This is a genomic window from Acinetobacter sp. ANC_7503, assembly GCF_056780035.1.
This window is the reverse complement of the sequence record NZ_JBWYJA010000001.1, coordinates 321,593-337,353: the sequence shown is the minus strand read 5'-3', so window position 1 is coordinate 337,353 and position 15,761 is coordinate 321,593. Positions and strand designations below refer to the sequence as shown.

The window sequence follows — 15,761 nt, the reverse complement described above, 5'->3', positions numbered from 1 at the left end:
GGCGAAGTTGGTAAAGTAATGACAATTCAAATTATCACGATCGATGGACCAAGCGGTTCAGGCAAAGGAACTTTGGCAGCAAAATTGGCACAGCATTACCAGTTTCATTTACTAGATTCTGGCGCTTTGTATCGTTTGTTGGGATTGTCATTACATCAGCTGAATTTAATTGATTCAATTCACAATCCAGATGTGTTGGTTAAATGCGTAGAAATAGCGACTCATCTCGATATTCAATTTGTTAGTGATCATTTAAAAACAAAAATTTTACTTAACGGGCATGATGTAACGGATGAAATTCGCACTGAAAAAGTCGGTGAGTTTGCATCCAAGGTTGCAGTTGTACCTGAATTAAGACAGGCATTATTCGAAAGACAACGTGCATTTGCTCAAGCACCAGGTCTTGTTGCCGATGGCCGTGATATGGCGACTTCAATCTTCCCAGAAGCCCAAGCAAAAATATATTTGACGGCTTCTGCTGAGTCTCGTGCTGAGCGACGTGTAAAGCAGTTGCAGGCTATGGGGCAAAATGTTAAAATGAGCGACATTTTATCTAATATCCAAGCACGTGATAAGCGTGATATGGAAAGAACCGTTGCGCCGCTTAAGCCGGCTGAAGGTGCTTACATTATCGATAGTTCAGATCTGGACATTGACGCTGTATTTAACCTGATGACCGCATATATTGATGCGCAATAAGATAAATTAATGAATATTAGTGGAAGCATAGCTTGATCAGTTCTATATGGACTATGTCGATACTTAACTAAACCGGCCTTGTCTGATCCAAGACCGCTGACTTTTCTAGGTATATCATGACCGAATCTTTTGCAGCCCTCTTTGAAGCAAGCGAATTAAACCTCAACGTTGAAAAGGGTGCAGTCATCCAAGGTATCGTTGTTAGCATCGATTCTGACTGGGTAACTGTAGATACTGGCCTTAAATCTGAAGGCGTAGTAGCTCGCTCTGAATTCTTAAACGAACAACGTGAACTTGAAGTTAACGTTGGTGACACAGTTGACGTAGTTGTTGAAGCGCTTGACAACGGTATGGGTCAAACAGTTTTATCACGTGAAAAAGCTAAACGTGCTGAAACTTGGACTAAACTTGAAAAAATCTTTGAAGACGGCGAGATCGTTACTGGTGTTATCTCTGGTAAGGTTAAAGGCGGTTTCACTGTTGACATCGGTCCAGTACGTGCGTTCTTACCAGGTTCTTTGGTAGACACTCGTCCTATCCGTGACACGACTCACCTCGAAGGCAAAGAGTTAGAGTTCAAAGTTATCAAACTTGACGCTAAACGTAACAACGTTGTTGTATCACGTCGTGCTGTTATGGAAGCTGAATCTTCAGCTGACCGTGAAGCTCTTCTATCTCAACTTGAAGAAGGTCAAACAGTTACTGGTACAATCAAAAACCTTACTGACTACGGTGCTTTCGTTGACCTTGGCGGTATTGATGGTCTTCTTCACATCACTGACATGGCTTGGAAACGTATCAAGCATCCATCAGAAGTTGTTGAAGTTGGTCAAGAAGTTACTGTTAAAGTACTTAAATTTGACAAAGAGCGTAACCGTGTATCATTAGGTCTTAAACAACTTGGTGAAGATCCATGGTTAGCGATCATGAACCGTTACCCTAAAGGTTCTATCGTTAAAGCGCGTGTAACTAACTTAACTGATTACGGTTGCTTCGCTGAAATCGCTGAAGGCGTTGAAGGCTTAGTACACGTTTCAGAAATGGACCACACAAACAAAAACATCCACCCATCTAAAGTTGTTCAGATTGGTGATGAAGTTGATGTTATGGTTCTTGAGGTTGATGAAGAGCGTCGTCGTATTTCTCTTGGTATCAAACAAACTCGTGCTAACCCATGGGAAGAGTTTGCTAAGGCTCACGACAAAGGTGAAAAAGTTTCAGGTACAATCAAGTCTATCACTGACTTCGGTATCTTCATCGGTTTACCAGGCGGTATCGATGGTCTAGTTCACTTATCTGACATTTCTTGGAACGAACAAGGCGAAGAAGCGATTCGTCGTTACAAGAAAGGTGACACTGTTGAAGCGGTTATCCTTTCTGTAGACGCTGAAGGCAACCGTATCAGCCTTGGTATCAAGCAAATGAACAGCGATCCGTTCAACGATTTCTTAGCTGCTAACGAACGTGGTGCTCTTGTTAAAGGTACTGTAGTTGCAGTTGATGCTCGTGGCGCAACAATTAAGTTGGCTGACGAAGTTGAAGCTTCTCTTAAAGCTTCAGAAATCAACCGTGACCGCGTTGAAGATGCAACTAAATTCTTAGAAGTTGGTCAAGAAGTTGAAGCTAAGATCATCAATGTTGATCGCAAATCACGCGCAATCAACTTGTCTATCAAAGCGAAAGACGAAGCTGAAGAGAAAGAAGCTGTTGCTAACTTGAAAACGGCTTCTGCAGGTCAAGACAACGGTCCTAAGACAATTGGTGATTTGATCAAAGCTCAAATGAACCACTAAGTCTTTCGTGTTCAATGTATTGTTAATGTAATTTAACTAATACTTTTTACACAAATACTGTAAACGGTAGCGTAGTATTGACTTACTGCGCTACCGTTTTGTATTTAAACAGGTTATTATCTCGCTATGCACAGAGTAGCTTGATAATTAAAGAGGTCGCAGATGACTACTGAAGCACTTAATAAGTCTGACTTAATAGAACGTATTTCTATCAAAAATCCTCATTTGGCTGAGCCATTGGTCGAAGAAGCTGTTAAAATTATGATCGATCAAATGATTGAGTCATTATCAGCTGATAATCGTATTGAAATTCGTGGGTTTGGAAGTTTTGCTTTACATCATCGCGAACCGCGAGTTGGACGTAATCCTAAAACAGGTAAGTCAGTTGAAGTGGCTGCTAAAGCTGTACCTCATTTCAAACCAGGTAAAGCACTAAGAGATGCTGTAAATGAATCAGCAGGAAAATAATAAATTACTCAGGGGTGGTTATGCGTTACGTATTAGTTGCACTGTTAGTTGTAATCTTCGGATATGCATTGGCATTGGTTCTGCAAAATGGTACAGAACTGACTGTTGATCTTCTCTTCACTCAAGTACCGGCAATGAGATTAGGTTTATTGCTTTTGTTGACTTTGGCACTTGGGATCATCGTTGGATTATTACTCGGAGTTCAAGTTTTCCGTGTATTCCAAAATAGTTGGGAAATTAAGCGTCTTCGCAAAGATATTGAATATCTTCGTAAAGAACAAATCCAAAATGCTCAGTTAGCTGCTGCTGAAGCTGCTGCAAATGTACGTCATGAAAAGACAGTACTAGATGTGCATTCAGATCCGCGTAACTCAAATCCGCTGTAATTTATAAATATTTAAAAAACCTCTAAAATTTATTTTAGAGGTTTTTTTTTATTGAAAATAAACTGTTGAATTTTAAGCTGAGTTTTTTAAAGTTAATTTTGCAGCTTAAGTTGAACATCTTTATAATGACGCAACTTTAGATGGACGGAAGAACAACCTTGAGTATCATTGTTGCTTTAGATGCAAAAAGCCAATACGACGCATTGAAAATGGCTGAAAATTTGGATCCTAAACTTTGTCGTGTAAAAGTGGGTAAAGAACTCTTTACACATGAAGGTCCGACTGTTGTAAAAGCATTGCATGATCAGGGTTTTGAAGTATTTTTAGATTTAAAATTTCATGATATTCCAAATACTACAGCACAAGCCGTTTGCGCTGCTGCAGATCAAGGGGTATGGATGGTTAATGTTCACGCATCTGGTGGACGAAAAATGATGGAAACTTGTGTAGAAAGATTAAAATCAGGTAACTATCAAACACAGTTGATTGCAGTCACCGTATTAACTTCAATGGGGCGAGAAGATCTACGTGATCTTGGTTTGGATATTGAGCCTTTTGAACATGTAAAACGTCTAGCGACCTTGACTCAAGAAAGTGGCTTGGATGGTGTTGTATGTTCTGCGCAAGAAGCAAAAATGTTACGCGAAACTTTAGGTCAGAACTTTGCTCTCGTCACTCCGGGAATTCGTCCGGAAGGTTCAGCAGCTGATGATCAAAAACGTATTGTTACACCTAAGCAAGCAATGTTAGATGGTTCTACACACTTGGTGATTGGTCGTCCGATTACTAAATCAGAAAATCCAAATCAGACTTTAAGAGACATTTTAGCGACTTTGTAATTTTCCAATTACAGTCATTAAATATTTTAAAACGCCATGAATGTTCATGGCGTTTTTTGACTAGTTTTTAAAATGAATGATGTTTTCAAAGTTAACCTTACATTTTCTTTAGGGGAGCTATAGTCCAATATTTGGACTAGCATTTACTCATCAATAAAATAAATAAGCCCTCTAAAAAGAGGGCTTAAAGTTAAAGATTATGCACGATTAGAGAATTGCTTTTAAGCGTTTAACAACTTCTTTACATTGGTCTAAATCTGCGACCAGTGCCAAACGAACATGGCTTTCACCTGGGTTTCCTTGTTCAGTATCACGAGATAAATAACGACCCGGTAAGACTTTGATATGTGCTTTTTCCATCAGCATTTTGGCAAAAGTTTCATCATTATCGACCTTTAACCAATAATAGAAACCCGCATCAGGCTTTTTCAGTGGTAGCAAATGACCTAATTCTTGTTGGAATAAATCAAATTTAGCACGGTATTGTTTACGGTTTTCTTCAACATGTGCCTCATCATTCCATGCAGCAATCGATGCCAATTGATGTTGTACTGGCATTGCAGCACCGTGGTAAGTGCGGAATTTTAAATAAGGTTTTAATAGACTAGCATCACCTGCAACGAAGCCAGATCGCATACCTGGTAAATTAGAACGTTTAGACAGAGAGTGGAATACGATACAGTTTTTATAGTCATCACGACCTAATTCTGCACAAACTTCTAATAAGCCAACTGGTGCTTCATCAAACCATAGTTCTGAATAACATTCATCAGATGCGATGACAAAATTGTATTGATCAGAGAGCGCAATTAATTTTTTGAACTGTTCTTTTGAAAGCACAGCACCTGTCGGATTTCCGGGGGTGCAGACAAAGAGCAAAGCTGTCTTCTCCCATACTTCCGCAGGGACAGCATCGAAGTCGCCAAGGTAACCATTTTCTTCAGTACAGTTGATGAAATAGGGTTGAGCGCCAGCGAGTAAAGCTGCACCTTCGTAAATTTGATAAAAGGGATTCGGCATAACTACATAAGGCGCTTCATCACGATTGATCAGCGCTTGTACGAATGAGAAAATTCCTTCACGTGTGCCAGTCACAGGTAAAATATGATCTTCTGCGCTAATAGCATTTAATTTGAAACGGCGTGTGAGCCATTGCGCAATACTTTCACGTAATTCTGGTAAGCCTTTACTGTTTGGGTATGTCGAAAGATGATTGAAGTTATCGACAATAGCTTGTTTTACGAATTCAGGTGCAGGATGTTTTGGCTCACCAATTGACAATGGAATTAACGGAAGATTTGCAGGTTTTACAAACTGAAAAAGTTTATTCAACTTTTCAAATGGATAAGGATGTAATAGGTTTAAACTAGAGTTCATGAAACAGTTACCGTCGGGTTAAATCTAAATTTTAATGATGATTACAGACCTGATTTGAAGCCTCATCTAATGCTGCTTTTAATTGTTCAGCAAAAGCCTGAGCTTCAGTTAAATTCATAGGTTCGCCATTCTTTTTGGTTACAAAGAAAATATCTTCTGCGCGCTCACCCAAGGTGGCGATTTTCGCGGAATGGATATCGAGACCTTGCATCATAAATAAGCCACCGATACGGGCAAGTAATCCAGGCTGATCGAGGGTAGAGATCTCGACCATATTTTGCTGCAGCGCCTCGTTCAACGTAATATCAATTGTGTTTTCGATATCAAAATGACGAAGTTGGCGTGGTATACGGCGTTGCATTAAACCTGGATAATTTTGTGAATCTGTTAATGCGTGCACCAATGATTCTTTTACCGTATTTTCACGTTCTGGATCTGTCACTAATGTGCCAAAACGATCAAGCACCACGTAGGTGTCTAAGCTAAAGGATTTAGTTGCTGTAATAATGCGTGCATCTTGTACATCTAGATTCATACGATCTAGAACTGCAACAGTGGTGGCAAAAAGATTAGGTTGATCTTGAGTGTAAATAAAAATCTGCACAGCATCTTGCGCTGATTTACGGTGCGCGCGCATCATCACCAATGGTGCTGAATTATCACCATGATCTAGGATTGCACGTGTATGCCATGCGACTTCATCTGCAGTTTCTTTGAGGAAGTATTCGTCACCAAGTTCTTGCCAAACTTTTTCAACAGCTTCTAAAGCATAATCATTGACAAGTAATTCACTTGCTGCAAATTTGGTATCTTCGATCAGCATTTGGTAATCGACAGGACGTCCCAAACCACTACGAATAACGTCACGAGCATTGGTATATAACTGACGCATGAGCGATGCTCGCCATGTGTTCCAAAGCTTAGGATTGGTTGCGTTAATGTCAGCCACTGTAAGCGTATACAGATAGTCTAAGTGTTCCATATCACCTAGCTTCTCGGCAAAATCTTTTACAACATCTGGATCAGAAATATCTTTTTTCTGCGCAGTCATCGACATCAATAGATGATTTTGGATCAACCACGCAACAAGATTACACTCACGCTCAGTAAAACCGTGCTTGCTACAGAACTCAATGGCATCAACCGCGCCCAATTCACTATGGTCTCCACCACGGCCTTTGGCGATATCATGGAACAAAGCAGCGAGGAATACGATGTCTCGGCGCACCAGACGCTGGAATACCGAACTTACGACAGGAAAATCTTTAGCAAATTCTGGCGCTTTAAAACGATTTAAATTTCGTAAGAGTAGGAGCGTATGTGCATCTACAGTATAGATATGGAATAAATCGTATTGCATAAGGCCCATGATTTGTCCAAATGCAGGAATATAGTTGCCGAGTACACCATAACGTTTCATCGCAAGCAATGTTTCATATAAGTTATTCGGTGATCGGATGATCGCCATAAACAAGGCTTGATTAACTGGATTGTCTCGATACGCTTGATCAATGCGTTTTGCAGCTAAAGTAAGCAATCGAAGTGTACGAGCTCGAATGCCATCAATATCAGGGCGATTTGCTAGGATATAGAAAATCTCAAGAATGGCTGTAGGCTTCTCTGCAAAAATTTTATGGTGTTGAACTGCGAGTTTACCATCCACCAATTTGAAGTTTTCATTCACTTCCTCAATTTTACGCTCATAGTTGGGTAAACGAGGCGTGATGACAGACTCATTAAAATAGGCGAGTAGCATTTCATTCAGGGTTGAAACCTGCTGAGCTGCTCGATAGTAGCGTTTCATGAACTGTTCAATTGGATAATTGATATGTTCACCTTCGACTTTGTGGTAACCAAATTTTGCTGCGATATCGCGTTGGTAATCAAACAATAGTCGGTTTTCATCACGCTTAGTTAAGCGGTGTAAATGATGACGAATTTCCCAGAGAAAATTCTCAGCATCTTCGAGAACCCCAAGTTCAAACTCAGAAATGAAACCTAAATGTACAAGATCGTATATACGATTTACTCGGAAATGCCGTTTTGCAATCCAACCAATTTGGTTAATGTCTCGAATGCCGCCCGGTGCATTTTTGATATCAGGTTCTAAATTACTTTCAGTGTTGTTGTGCTGAGCGTAGCGTTTGGCTTGTTCTTCCATCTTGGCATCAAAGAAGGTTTTATCCGTCCAAGTTTGTGAAACAACACGACGAGGCCATTTCGCTAAGTGTTCATTGCCAATAATTAAACGAGACTCAATGAGAGATGTAGCTACCGTTAAGTCATTCATGGCCTGTTCAAAGCACTGTTGAATGGTTCTTACACTTACGCCAGGTTTAAAATTGCCAACATCCCATAGAGAGGAAATAAAAATGGTAATGGCATTTTCTTGTTCTTGTGTAAGATCATCTTCTGAAAGGATCAGAATGTCGACATCAGAGTAGGGCATCATTTCACGACGACCATAACCTCCTACAGCGAACAAGCCCAGATCGGTTTGATCTAACTCAGCATGTTGCCAAAGGAATTTAAGTGCCTCATCAATCAGGTTAGATCGAGTGAGGATGATCTCACGTATCGCCTTACCATTTTCAAACTCATGTTTTAATTGATTTTCAACATCTGAGCGCCATTGATTAATTGCCTTGATGTCGTGATTACTCGAAACATAGTTTGCTAATGGAGACGTATTGATCATGAAATGATGGCCTACCTATTGAATTATTTGTTTTGATTTACAATTACTTTTGAAGCTGCTTCAGTCGCTAATTCGCGTGCAATGTCAGTTGTTTCAGCACGTGCAGTTGCGACCCCCATACGGCGACGTTTAAAACCTTCAGGTTTACCAAAAAGACGTAAATCGACATTAGGGTTTTGCATAGCAAGATTTAAGCCAGAAAATGACAAATTCGTATCATCAACACCTGCATAGATCACAGCGCTTGCAGCAACACTGTGACGTTGCGTATTTACTGGAAGACCTAAAATCGCACGGGCATGAAGTTCAAATTCACTTTGATATTGAGATGCAAGTGTGACTAATCCAGTGTCATGTGGACGAGGAGAAACTTCACTGAACCAAACTTGATCACCTTTAACGAATAATTCCACACCAAAAATACCGCAACCGCCGAGCGCTACTGTGACTTTATTGGCAATACGTTTTGCTTCATCAAGGGCAGCTGTGCTCATAGGTTGAGGTTGCCAGCTTTCTACATAGTCACCTGCATCTTGACGGTGTCCAATAGGATCGCAGAAGTGCGTTTCGATTTCTCCTGTTTCAGGATTTTTTGCGCGTACTGTGAGTAATGTAATTTCGAAATCAAAATCAATTTGCGATTCTACGATGACAGTACCTTGATTGACACGACCACCTGTTTGAGCATATTCCCAAGCAGCGTCGACTTCATCAAAAGATTTTACGCGTGATTGTCCTTTACCCGATGATGACATCACAGGTTTTACAAAATTTGGATAGCCAATATCATCACATGCTGCACGGAATGATTCCAAACTATTGGCAAAACGATAAGCCGAGGTTGGTAGCCCTAGTTCCTCAGCTGCGAGGCGACGAATTCCTTCACGATTCATGGTGAGATTCACGGCTTTCGCAGAGGGAATAACTACGGCAGTTTTAGCATCTTCGATTTCCACTAAGACTTCAGTGGCAATGGCTTCAATCTCAGGAACAATTAAATGAGGTTGAACTTGTTCAATCAGTTTTTTTAATTCTTTTGGGTCCGCCATATTCAAAGTGTAGGAATGATGAGCAACTTGCATGGCAGGTGCATTGTCATAGCGATCTGCTGCATGTACTTCTACACCTAATCGTTGTAATGATATTACCACCTCTTTACCCAACTCACCTGAACCCAATAATAGAACTTTAAACGCCGAAGATTGAAGTGGAGTACCGAGTGTAATAAGCATTTGATTCATCCGTGCTTGATATTATGGACTTTTAGCATATCAGAACTAAAACCTCTTGAGCGCGATGAATACAAGAAAAAGCAAGAAATTATTTTGATATCGTTTAATTTTTTTATTGATAAAAATTTATAAGCCTTATCCGAGGATCAGGCTTATAAATTTAGAATCTGAATGAATAATACGCGAGAAATATTTTAAAGTGGGAAATAGGTATACACCAAACCGTATGTGAGTGCCGCTGTGAGTGTTGCAGGTACAATCTGTTTAAATTTGAAATATAAACCCGAGAGCACAATAAAACCAATTAACATGGCAACGCTCTTATTGGGTGTTTCTAAGAGCGGCGGTAAAGTCGCGACCACGAGCATTGAACTGATTGCTGCAATACCGATTGATCCAAGGGCGATTTTAAGCCAAAGAGCACCGCGTTTCTGGCGACCTTGTTGTAGTTTCTGAATCACAAAAAAAGGACCAAAGCGTGAGGCGAAATTCGCGATGCCGACTAGAATACCGACACAAATAATTTCTAGATTCATGATTGTTCACCTGTGTGCAAAGGATCATGTTGCTTCAGTACATAATGTTTAAACAAACCAGCCAAAATACCAGAGCTTATGCCAATGAATATCGCTGCGGATAAATCGATAAAGTAACACGAAATAGCAGAAACAATAATGGTGATGGTCACGACAAAGGTATGTTTTTTCTCAAATGCAGCCAATAAAAAGCTCAAGAAAAGTGCAGGTAATAGAAAGTCGAGCGCTGCTTGCAAAAATTGGGGGAGATGACTGACTTGATCTGCAAATAAGCCTCCGAGAAAAGATCCAAGTGCCCAAGACAACCAGCTAAACAGACTCAGACCTAACATCCAAGATTCAGACCATTCTTGACGGCGTTGCGAAAGTTTAATCATGCCTGATGCAAAGACTTCGTCGGTCAAGCCCCATGACCAAATTGCTGTTTTTTTCAGATTGAGTTTATCTTGAATTAAGTTTTGTAAAGCAGGGCCATATAACAAATGTCGAATATCAAGTGCTATTACAGTTAAGGCTGTCATCCAGATAGAAGTGCCACTGCCGAGTAAGGCAACCACCAAAAATTGACTGGCACCTGCATACATCGAACAGGATAAAAATAATGCTTCCCACGCCGTAAATCCAAATTGAGTTGCCGATACACCAAACGCGAATGAAACAGGCAAATAGGTGAAAATGATGGCTTGACTGTCTTTGGCACCTTGCCAAAAACCTGCCGGTGTCATGTGTGGGGAGCTTGATTGGGTCACGATAAACCTAATTGGAGATTGGAACAAAAGGTATAAAACGAGATTGAGTATTCTACCCGAATTTACTAGCATAGTGCCGAATAGTTTATTAGAGCGATGTCATGTTTGCGATTCAATCTCCCTTTAAATTAGCTGCATTGACTACATTCCTCATCTTCACTTTATCCGGTTGTGGTGGTCAGGCAGAAACTGCCGATGAAAAGGTTGAAATTAAAGAAGCACCGAAGCTGACTAATGACGCAACTGAATATGCAAATCATGCTTGGCAATTGATTAATCAGGTTGATCCTATTCTGTATCAAGCCAATAAAGCGCTTATACCATCACAAGTACGCGAGCCTGTGCGTCAATTGGTACTGGATTGGCGTATTAATGTCAAAATGACCGACTCAGTGACTGAAGGGAAATATGCGCTTTGTCGTAAAGCGCTAACAACCATAGATGCTTGGGCACGTGCAATCGTGGAAAATGAGGGCCAGCTCGCACAGCGTCAAGCCAATTATGAACGCGATAAAGCGCAGTGCAAAACTGCAATTGAGCAACCAGAATTAGGAAACACTAAGGCGTATACAAAATTATTTTAAGTGACCCTAGCGACCCCAATACAATGATTAATCCAGATTTTACTGAAGCACATCATCTTTAATCGATTAAGCTTGATCGGCTAAAGCTTTAAGTTGATTAAGATTAATCACCTCAATTTTTTTAAATGCAACTTTAATTGCGCCAATTTTTTCTAAATGCTGTAGTTCTTGATTAATGGTCTGTCTTGAGCAGACCAACATTTGTGCCAATTGTTCTTGAGATAGGTTGATGGTGTTTTTTTCAATCTCTTTGAGATTACCGTATCCATTTAAGATAAAGATTAATCTTTGTGCTAAACGTTGAATAAGGGGTTGTGTTTGAATAGAGACCAACTCCATGAAAGCATAACGGAGTTTATGACTCACCAATTGAGCCAGATAAAACCAAAATTTTGGATATTGTTCTAAAATTAGATCAAGTCCTACACGACTTATTTTGAGGATTTTGGATTTTTTACTGGTAATCGCATGATGAGAGCGGGGTTGTTGATCAATCAACGAAATTTCACCAAACCACATAATGGGATCTGCGATAACTGTCACCGCCTCACGACCTTCTACGTCAATATGTGCTAAACGAACAGCACCATCAATCACGGCATAAATGCCATCAAATTGATCAGCTTTAGAAAATATCAGTTGTTCTTTGCCATATTCAATGAGCTGTGCATGTTCGAGCATCAGCTGTTGTAGTTCATGATCAAACTGGCTAAACCACCAATTATTTTTTAAAAGATAAACGTATTGATTTGAAAGCAAAATTTTCCCTTTTTATGCTGATTATTTGTCGTCTAGTCGACAACTTATTGGTTTATATTTATATATAGTGAAGGAAATAGTCAGAAAAAGGAATGATAACATGACTCGTTTAGAGAGCTTGCTTGGACAATATGCAGCTTATCACCTAGATCGTAAAAACGTATTTTCGCATTTTATTGGAATTCCCTTGATTGTATTTTCGATCTTGTGTTTTGCAGCCAAAGCGCAATTTACAGTTGCTGGATATTCCATTGATCTTGCAATGTTATTGATCGTCGCATCAGTGATTTATTACTTGAGTTTGGATCTCATTTTTGGTGTGGTAATGGCAGTGCTATTTGCTTTAATTTATCAACCAGCCACACAAGTAGCAGCTTTAGCGACATCCTCTTGGGTATTGGTAAGTGCTGGATTTTTTATTGTGGGATGGATTATTCAATTTATTGGGCACTATTATGAAAAGAAAAAACCAGCTTTTGTGGATGATCTTGTAGGGCTCGCTATAGGTCCTTTATTTGTGGTAGCAGAATTTATATTTCTTATTGGTTTACGTAAGAAACTGGAAGAGAAAGTATTGGTTCGAGCTAAACAATTACGCTATGAAATGGACCATAAACACGTAAATCACTCGAGTACTTCAACTCAAAATCCATGATCTCATTCTTTTAAATAATCTTTGCAAAAAAAACAGCCTTTCGGCTGTTTTTTAATAACTTAAACGTTGAAACGGAAATGTAAAACATCACCATCTTGAACGACATAAGTTTTACCTTCAAGACGCCATTTTCCAGCTTCTTTAGCGCCAGCTTCGCCGTTGTATTGAACAAAATCGTCATAGGCAATGCATTCTGCACGAATAAAGCCTTTCTCAAAATCAGTGTGAATCACACCAGCAGCTTGAGGAGCGGTCGCACCGATTTTTACAGTCCAAGCACGAACTTCTTGAACGCCTGCAGTGAAATAAGTTTGTAGGCCAAGTAAGCCATAACCTGCACGAATAACCACGTTAAGACCTGGTTCTTCCATGCCCATCGCTTCTAAAAATTCAGCACGCTCATCATCTTCAAGCAAAGAAATTTCAGCTTCGATTTGGTTGCAAAGCGGAACTACAATAGCATTCTCTTCTGCCGCTAATTTTTTAACAGCATCAAGGTGCGGATTGTTTTCAAAACCATCTTCAGCAACGTTAGCAATATACATTGTTGGTTTAAGGGTTAATAAACCAAAGCCACGAACTAATTTGCGCTCGTCGTCATCAAGATCAGCTGCGCGAGCAGGGCGACCTTCATCAAGTAATGGCTGAATTTTTTCTAGTACAGCTTTTGTTGCAACTGCTTCTTTATCACCACCTTTCGCAGACTTTGCTAAACGTGTAACCGCTTTTGATACTGTTTCTAAATCTGCTAAAGCAAGCTCAGTGTTAATAGTTGCAATGTCATCAAGTGGGTCAATTTTGCCGTTCACGTGAATAACATTTTCGTCTTCAAAACAACGTACTACGTGTGCAATTGCATCAGTTTCACGAATGTTGGCTAAGAATTGGTTCCCTAAACCTTCACCTTTAGAAGCACCAGCAACTAAACCTGCGATGTCTACAAATTCCATTGTGGTTGGAATAACACGTTGAGGTTTAACAATAGCAGTTAATTTATCTAAACGTGGATCTGGAACAGGAACGATGCCAGTGTTTGGTTCAATGGTACAGAATGGGAAGTTTTCTGCAGCAATAGCAGCTTTCGTCAATGCATTGAAAAGTGTAGATTTACCAACGTTCGGCAAGCCGACAATACCGCAATTAAAACCCATGAAAAGACTCACACAGTGTTATTTAAAAATTGTCGGTGATTTTACATCAAAGCCATGACAAAGTCAGGTCATGGCTTTGATGTTTCTCTAAAAGACAGATGAGACTCAGTTGAATAGTGTGAATTAGATTTTACGTTTGTCCAAACTATGTGCCAATTGATCACCCAAAGCTTGAATCAGCATGACCAATACGACTAATACAATGATCACCGCCAACATAATTTGCATATCGAAGCGTTGGTAGCCATATCGATAGGCGATGTCACCTAAACCACCCGCACCAATAGCACCCGCAATCGCAGAGGAATTGATCATGGTTACAAGCGTGACAGTAAAACCTGCAACAATACCAGGCAGTGCTTCTGGTAAAAGCACATGCCAAATAATTTGTTTGCGATTACAGCCCATGGCTTGTGCAGCTTCTATGAGTCCATGATCAACTTCTCGTAGACTGACTTCCGCAATACGTGCGAAAAAAGGTGTAGCCGCAATAGTTAAAGGTACAACCGCAGCCCATACCCCATAACTGGTCCCCACAATCAGTCGAGTGAAGGGAATGAGCGCCACCATCAAAATTAGGAAGGGAATAGAGCGCGTAATATTCACCACCCAACCCAAGGTATGATTAATTTTTTTTGACGGATAAATCCCATTTTCTGAGGTATTGACGAGGATTACAGCCATAGGCAATCCAATGAGAAGCGCTAAAAATGCAGAAATACCGACCATTAACAAAGTATCAATGGTACCCGTAATTAAAAGATCAATGAGCTGGTTGTGCATAGCCAAGCACCTCGATTTGTGATGTTTTATGGTGGAATTGCTGATGGAGCGTATGTACATCAACATCTAATTGAGGAATACCTACGATAAGTGAGCCAACCAGATGATGTTGAATAGTGTCTACATGGCTTTGATATAAATGCACAGGCAGTGTAATTTTAGAAAGTACATCATTTAAGTTGGGAGGATTTTTCAAATCAGTTGCATAGCTGATTTTCAAAATGGTATGCGTTAAATGTGTAGCTCGCTCTTGATGTAACTGGAATGGCAAATCAAGCTGTTCCAAATTGAGGAGTTCTTGCGTGATTTTCTGCTGGGGACGAGAGAAGACTGACCAAACTTGCCCTGATTCAACGATTTCACCTTGATCAATAACCACCACTTGATCGCAAATTTCACGAATTACCTGCATTTCATGTGTAATGAGAACGATGGTGAGTCCTAATTTTTGATTAATTTCCTTCAGTAAAGATAGAACAACAGATGTGCTTTCTGGATCAAGTGCCGATGTTGCTTCATCGCACAATAGTATTTCAGGTTTACTGACCAATGCGCGGGCAATCCCAACTCGTTGTTTTTGCCCACCCGATAATTGTGATGGATAGTGATGATGCTTTTCAGCCAGACCGACTAGATTTAAAACCTCATCCACACGAGTTTGAATCTCAGCAGCAGGCACTTTTGCGATTTTCAATGGAAGCGCGACATTTTCCCAAACTGTTTTGGCAGATAGTAAATTAAAATGTTGAAAAATCATGCCAATACGCTGGCGTAGGGCGATTAATTCATTGTGATTAAGCTGCCCTAGATCATGTTGATGTATATGAATACTACCATCAGAAATTGTTTCTAACCCATTTAAGGTGCGAATCAATGAAGATTTGCCCGCACCACTTTTGCCGATAATGCCGAAAATTTTTCCTTCGGGAATATCCAAATTAATATTTTTGAGTGCGTGAACTTGTTTTCCTTGTACATCGTAATACTTATTTAAATGACGAATTGTAATATGGGGTACTGCAAATTCAATGTGTGAACCAAAACTCACCATG

General features: G+C 40.0%; 16 protein-coding genes. 7 read left to right on the top strand and 9 right to left on the bottom strand.

The annotated features are described in order from the left end of the window. Positions 1-18: 18 nt before the first annotated feature. The 5 genes from cmk to pyrF all read left to right on the top strand — a co-directional run bounded on the left by cmk (position 19) and on the right by pyrF (position 4,185). Positions 19-699, top strand: coding sequence for a (d)CMP kinase (gene cmk / locus AC1M9M_RS01745; RefSeq protein ID WP_481595439.1), 681 nt, complete (start codon positions 19-21; stop codon positions 697-699). A gap of 116 nt (positions 700-815) precedes the next feature. Then, positions 816-2,492 (top strand): 30S ribosomal protein S1, encoded by a 1,677-nt coding sequence (rpsA, locus tag AC1M9M_RS01740; protein ID WP_035264556.1) that lies wholly within the window; start codon positions 816-818, stop codon positions 2,490-2,492. A 162-nt stretch (positions 2,493-2,654) separates the two neighbouring features. Next, positions 2,655-2,960, top strand: coding sequence for an integration host factor subunit beta (locus tag AC1M9M_RS01735; RefSeq protein WP_035264555.1), 306 nt, complete (start codon positions 2,655-2,657; stop codon positions 2,958-2,960). Positions 2,961-2,980: 20 nt separating this feature from the next. After that, complete coding sequence (locus AC1M9M_RS01730; RefSeq protein WP_035264552.1) at positions 2,981-3,346, top strand: lipopolysaccharide assembly protein LapA domain-containing protein; 366 nt, start codon at positions 2,981-2,983, stop codon at positions 3,344-3,346. 140 nt (positions 3,347-3,486) lie between these two features. Then, entirely contained in the window at positions 3,487-4,185 is a 699-nt protein-coding gene (gene pyrF / locus AC1M9M_RS01725; protein ID WP_179998209.1) for an orotidine-5'-phosphate decarboxylase, read from the top strand. 207 nt (positions 4,186-4,392) lie between these two features. Here the strand turns inward: pyrF and dapC are convergent, their stop codons facing one another. From dapC to AC1M9M_RS01700, 5 genes are all read right to left on the bottom strand, one after another. Further along, positions 4,393-5,562 (bottom strand): succinyldiaminopimelate transaminase, encoded by a 1,170-nt coding sequence (gene dapC / locus AC1M9M_RS01720; RefSeq protein ID WP_481595438.1) that lies wholly within the window; start codon positions 5,560-5,562, stop codon positions 4,393-4,395. A gap of 31 nt (positions 5,563-5,593) precedes the next feature. After that, complete coding sequence (glnD, locus tag AC1M9M_RS01715) at positions 5,594-8,260, bottom strand: [protein-PII] uridylyltransferase (RefSeq protein ID WP_481595437.1); 2,667 nt, start codon at positions 8,258-8,260, stop codon at positions 5,594-5,596. Between the two features lie 23 nt (positions 8,261-8,283). Further along, the gene (gene purT / locus AC1M9M_RS01710; RefSeq protein WP_481595436.1) at positions 8,284-9,501 is read right to left on the bottom strand and encodes a formate-dependent phosphoribosylglycinamide formyltransferase; all 1,218 of its coding nucleotides are present in this window, start codon (positions 9,499-9,501) and stop codon (positions 8,284-8,286) included. 185 nt (positions 9,502-9,686) lie between these two features. Continuing rightward, the gene (gene ygaH, locus AC1M9M_RS01705; RefSeq protein WP_179998205.1) at positions 9,687-10,028 is read right to left on the bottom strand and encodes an L-valine transporter subunit YgaH; all 342 of its coding nucleotides are present in this window, start codon (positions 10,026-10,028) and stop codon (positions 9,687-9,689) included. After that, positions 10,025-10,753: an AzlC family ABC transporter permease gene (locus AC1M9M_RS01700; RefSeq protein WP_180027874.1), complete on the bottom strand. Its 729-nt coding sequence runs from the start codon at positions 10,751-10,753 to the stop codon at positions 10,025-10,027. The genes ygaH and AC1M9M_RS01700 overlap by 4 nt, the downstream gene beginning before the upstream one ends. 125 nt (positions 10,754-10,878) lie before the next feature. Here AC1M9M_RS01700 and AC1M9M_RS01695 point away from each other — a divergent pair, with 125 nt between their 5' ends. Then, positions 10,879-11,361 carry a hypothetical protein gene (locus tag AC1M9M_RS01695; protein WP_035264529.1) on the top strand — a complete coding sequence of 161 codons (483 nt, stop codon included), beginning with the start codon at positions 10,879-10,881 and terminating at the stop codon, positions 11,359-11,361. Between the two features lie 66 nt (positions 11,362-11,427). Here AC1M9M_RS01695 and AC1M9M_RS01690 read toward each other — a convergent pair whose 3' ends face one another. Next, positions 11,428-12,120, bottom strand: coding sequence for a Crp/Fnr family transcriptional regulator (locus AC1M9M_RS01690; protein ID WP_481591143.1), 693 nt, complete (start codon positions 12,118-12,120; stop codon positions 11,428-11,430). Positions 12,121-12,220: 100 nt separating this feature from the next. Between AC1M9M_RS01690 and AC1M9M_RS01685 the strand changes: the two genes are divergently transcribed. Next, a complete protein-coding gene (locus AC1M9M_RS01685) occupies positions 12,221-12,775 on the top strand; it encodes an Mpo1 family 2-hydroxy fatty acid dioxygenase (protein ID WP_481595435.1) in 555 nt (184 codons plus the stop codon). A 59-nt stretch (positions 12,776-12,834) separates the two neighbouring features. Here the strand turns inward: AC1M9M_RS01685 and ychF are convergent, their stop codons facing one another. From ychF to AC1M9M_RS01670, 3 genes are all read right to left on the bottom strand, one after another. Beyond that, complete coding sequence (gene ychF, locus AC1M9M_RS01680) at positions 12,835-13,926, bottom strand: redox-regulated ATPase YchF (RefSeq protein WP_035264512.1); 1,092 nt, start codon at positions 13,924-13,926, stop codon at positions 12,835-12,837. 123 nt (positions 13,927-14,049) lie between these two features. Beyond that, positions 14,050-14,709, bottom strand: a complete 660-nt coding sequence (locus tag AC1M9M_RS01675; RefSeq protein WP_481595434.1) for a methionine ABC transporter permease — start codon at positions 14,707-14,709, stop codon at positions 14,050-14,052. Next, positions 14,690-15,760 carry a methionine ABC transporter ATP-binding protein gene (locus tag AC1M9M_RS01670; protein ID WP_481595433.1) on the bottom strand — a complete coding sequence of 357 codons (1,071 nt, stop codon included), beginning with the start codon at positions 15,758-15,760 and terminating at the stop codon, positions 14,690-14,692. The genes AC1M9M_RS01675 and AC1M9M_RS01670 overlap by 20 nt, the downstream gene beginning before the upstream one ends. Between the last annotated feature and the right edge of the window lies 1 nt (position 15,761).

Bases quoted from the DNA above. Each gene is read 5' to 3' on its own strand.
- pyrF (WP_179998209.1), top strand. From the start codon at position 3,487: ATGGACGGAAGAACAACCTTGAGTATCATTGTTGCTTTAGATGCAAAA.
- AC1M9M_RS01675 (WP_481595434.1), bottom strand. From the start codon at position 14,709: ATGCACAACCAGCTCATTGATCTTTTAATTACGGGTACCATTGATACT.
- AC1M9M_RS01700 (WP_180027874.1), bottom strand. From the start codon at position 10,753: ATGACACCGGCAGGTTTTTGGCAAGGTGCCAAAGACAGTCAAGCCATC.
- purT (WP_481595436.1), bottom strand. From the start codon at position 9,501: ATGAATCAAATGCTTATTACACTCGGTACTCCACTTCAATCTTCGGCG.
- AC1M9M_RS01695 (WP_035264529.1), top strand. From the start codon at position 10,879: ATGTTTGCGATTCAATCTCCCTTTAAATTAGCTGCATTGACTACATTC.
- AC1M9M_RS01730 (WP_035264552.1), top strand. From the start codon at position 2,981: ATGCGTTACGTATTAGTTGCACTGTTAGTTGTAATCTTCGGATATGCA.
- ychF (WP_035264512.1), bottom strand. From the start codon at position 13,926: ATGGGTTTTAATTGCGGTATTGTCGGCTTGCCGAACGTTGGTAAATCT.
- ygaH (WP_179998205.1), bottom strand. From the start codon at position 10,028: ATGAATCTAGAAATTATTTGTGTCGGTATTCTAGTCGGCATCGCGAAT.
- glnD (WP_481595437.1), bottom strand. From the start codon at position 8,260: ATGATCAATACGTCTCCATTAGCAAACTATGTTTCGAGTAATCACGAC.
- AC1M9M_RS01685 (WP_481595435.1), top strand. From the start codon at position 12,221: ATGACTCGTTTAGAGAGCTTGCTTGGACAATATGCAGCTTATCACCTA.
- rpsA (WP_035264556.1), top strand. From the start codon at position 816: ATGACCGAATCTTTTGCAGCCCTCTTTGAAGCAAGCGAATTAAACCTC.
- dapC (WP_481595438.1), bottom strand. From the start codon at position 5,562: ATGAACTCTAGTTTAAACCTATTACATCCTTATCCATTTGAAAAGTTG.
- cmk (WP_481595439.1), top strand. From the start codon at position 19: ATGACAATTCAAATTATCACGATCGATGGACCAAGCGGTTCAGGCAAA.
- AC1M9M_RS01735 (WP_035264555.1), top strand. From the start codon at position 2,655: ATGACTACTGAAGCACTTAATAAGTCTGACTTAATAGAACGTATTTCT.
- AC1M9M_RS01670 (WP_481595433.1), bottom strand. From the start codon at position 15,760: ATGGTGAGTTTTGGTTCACACATTGAATTTGCAGTACCCCATATTACA.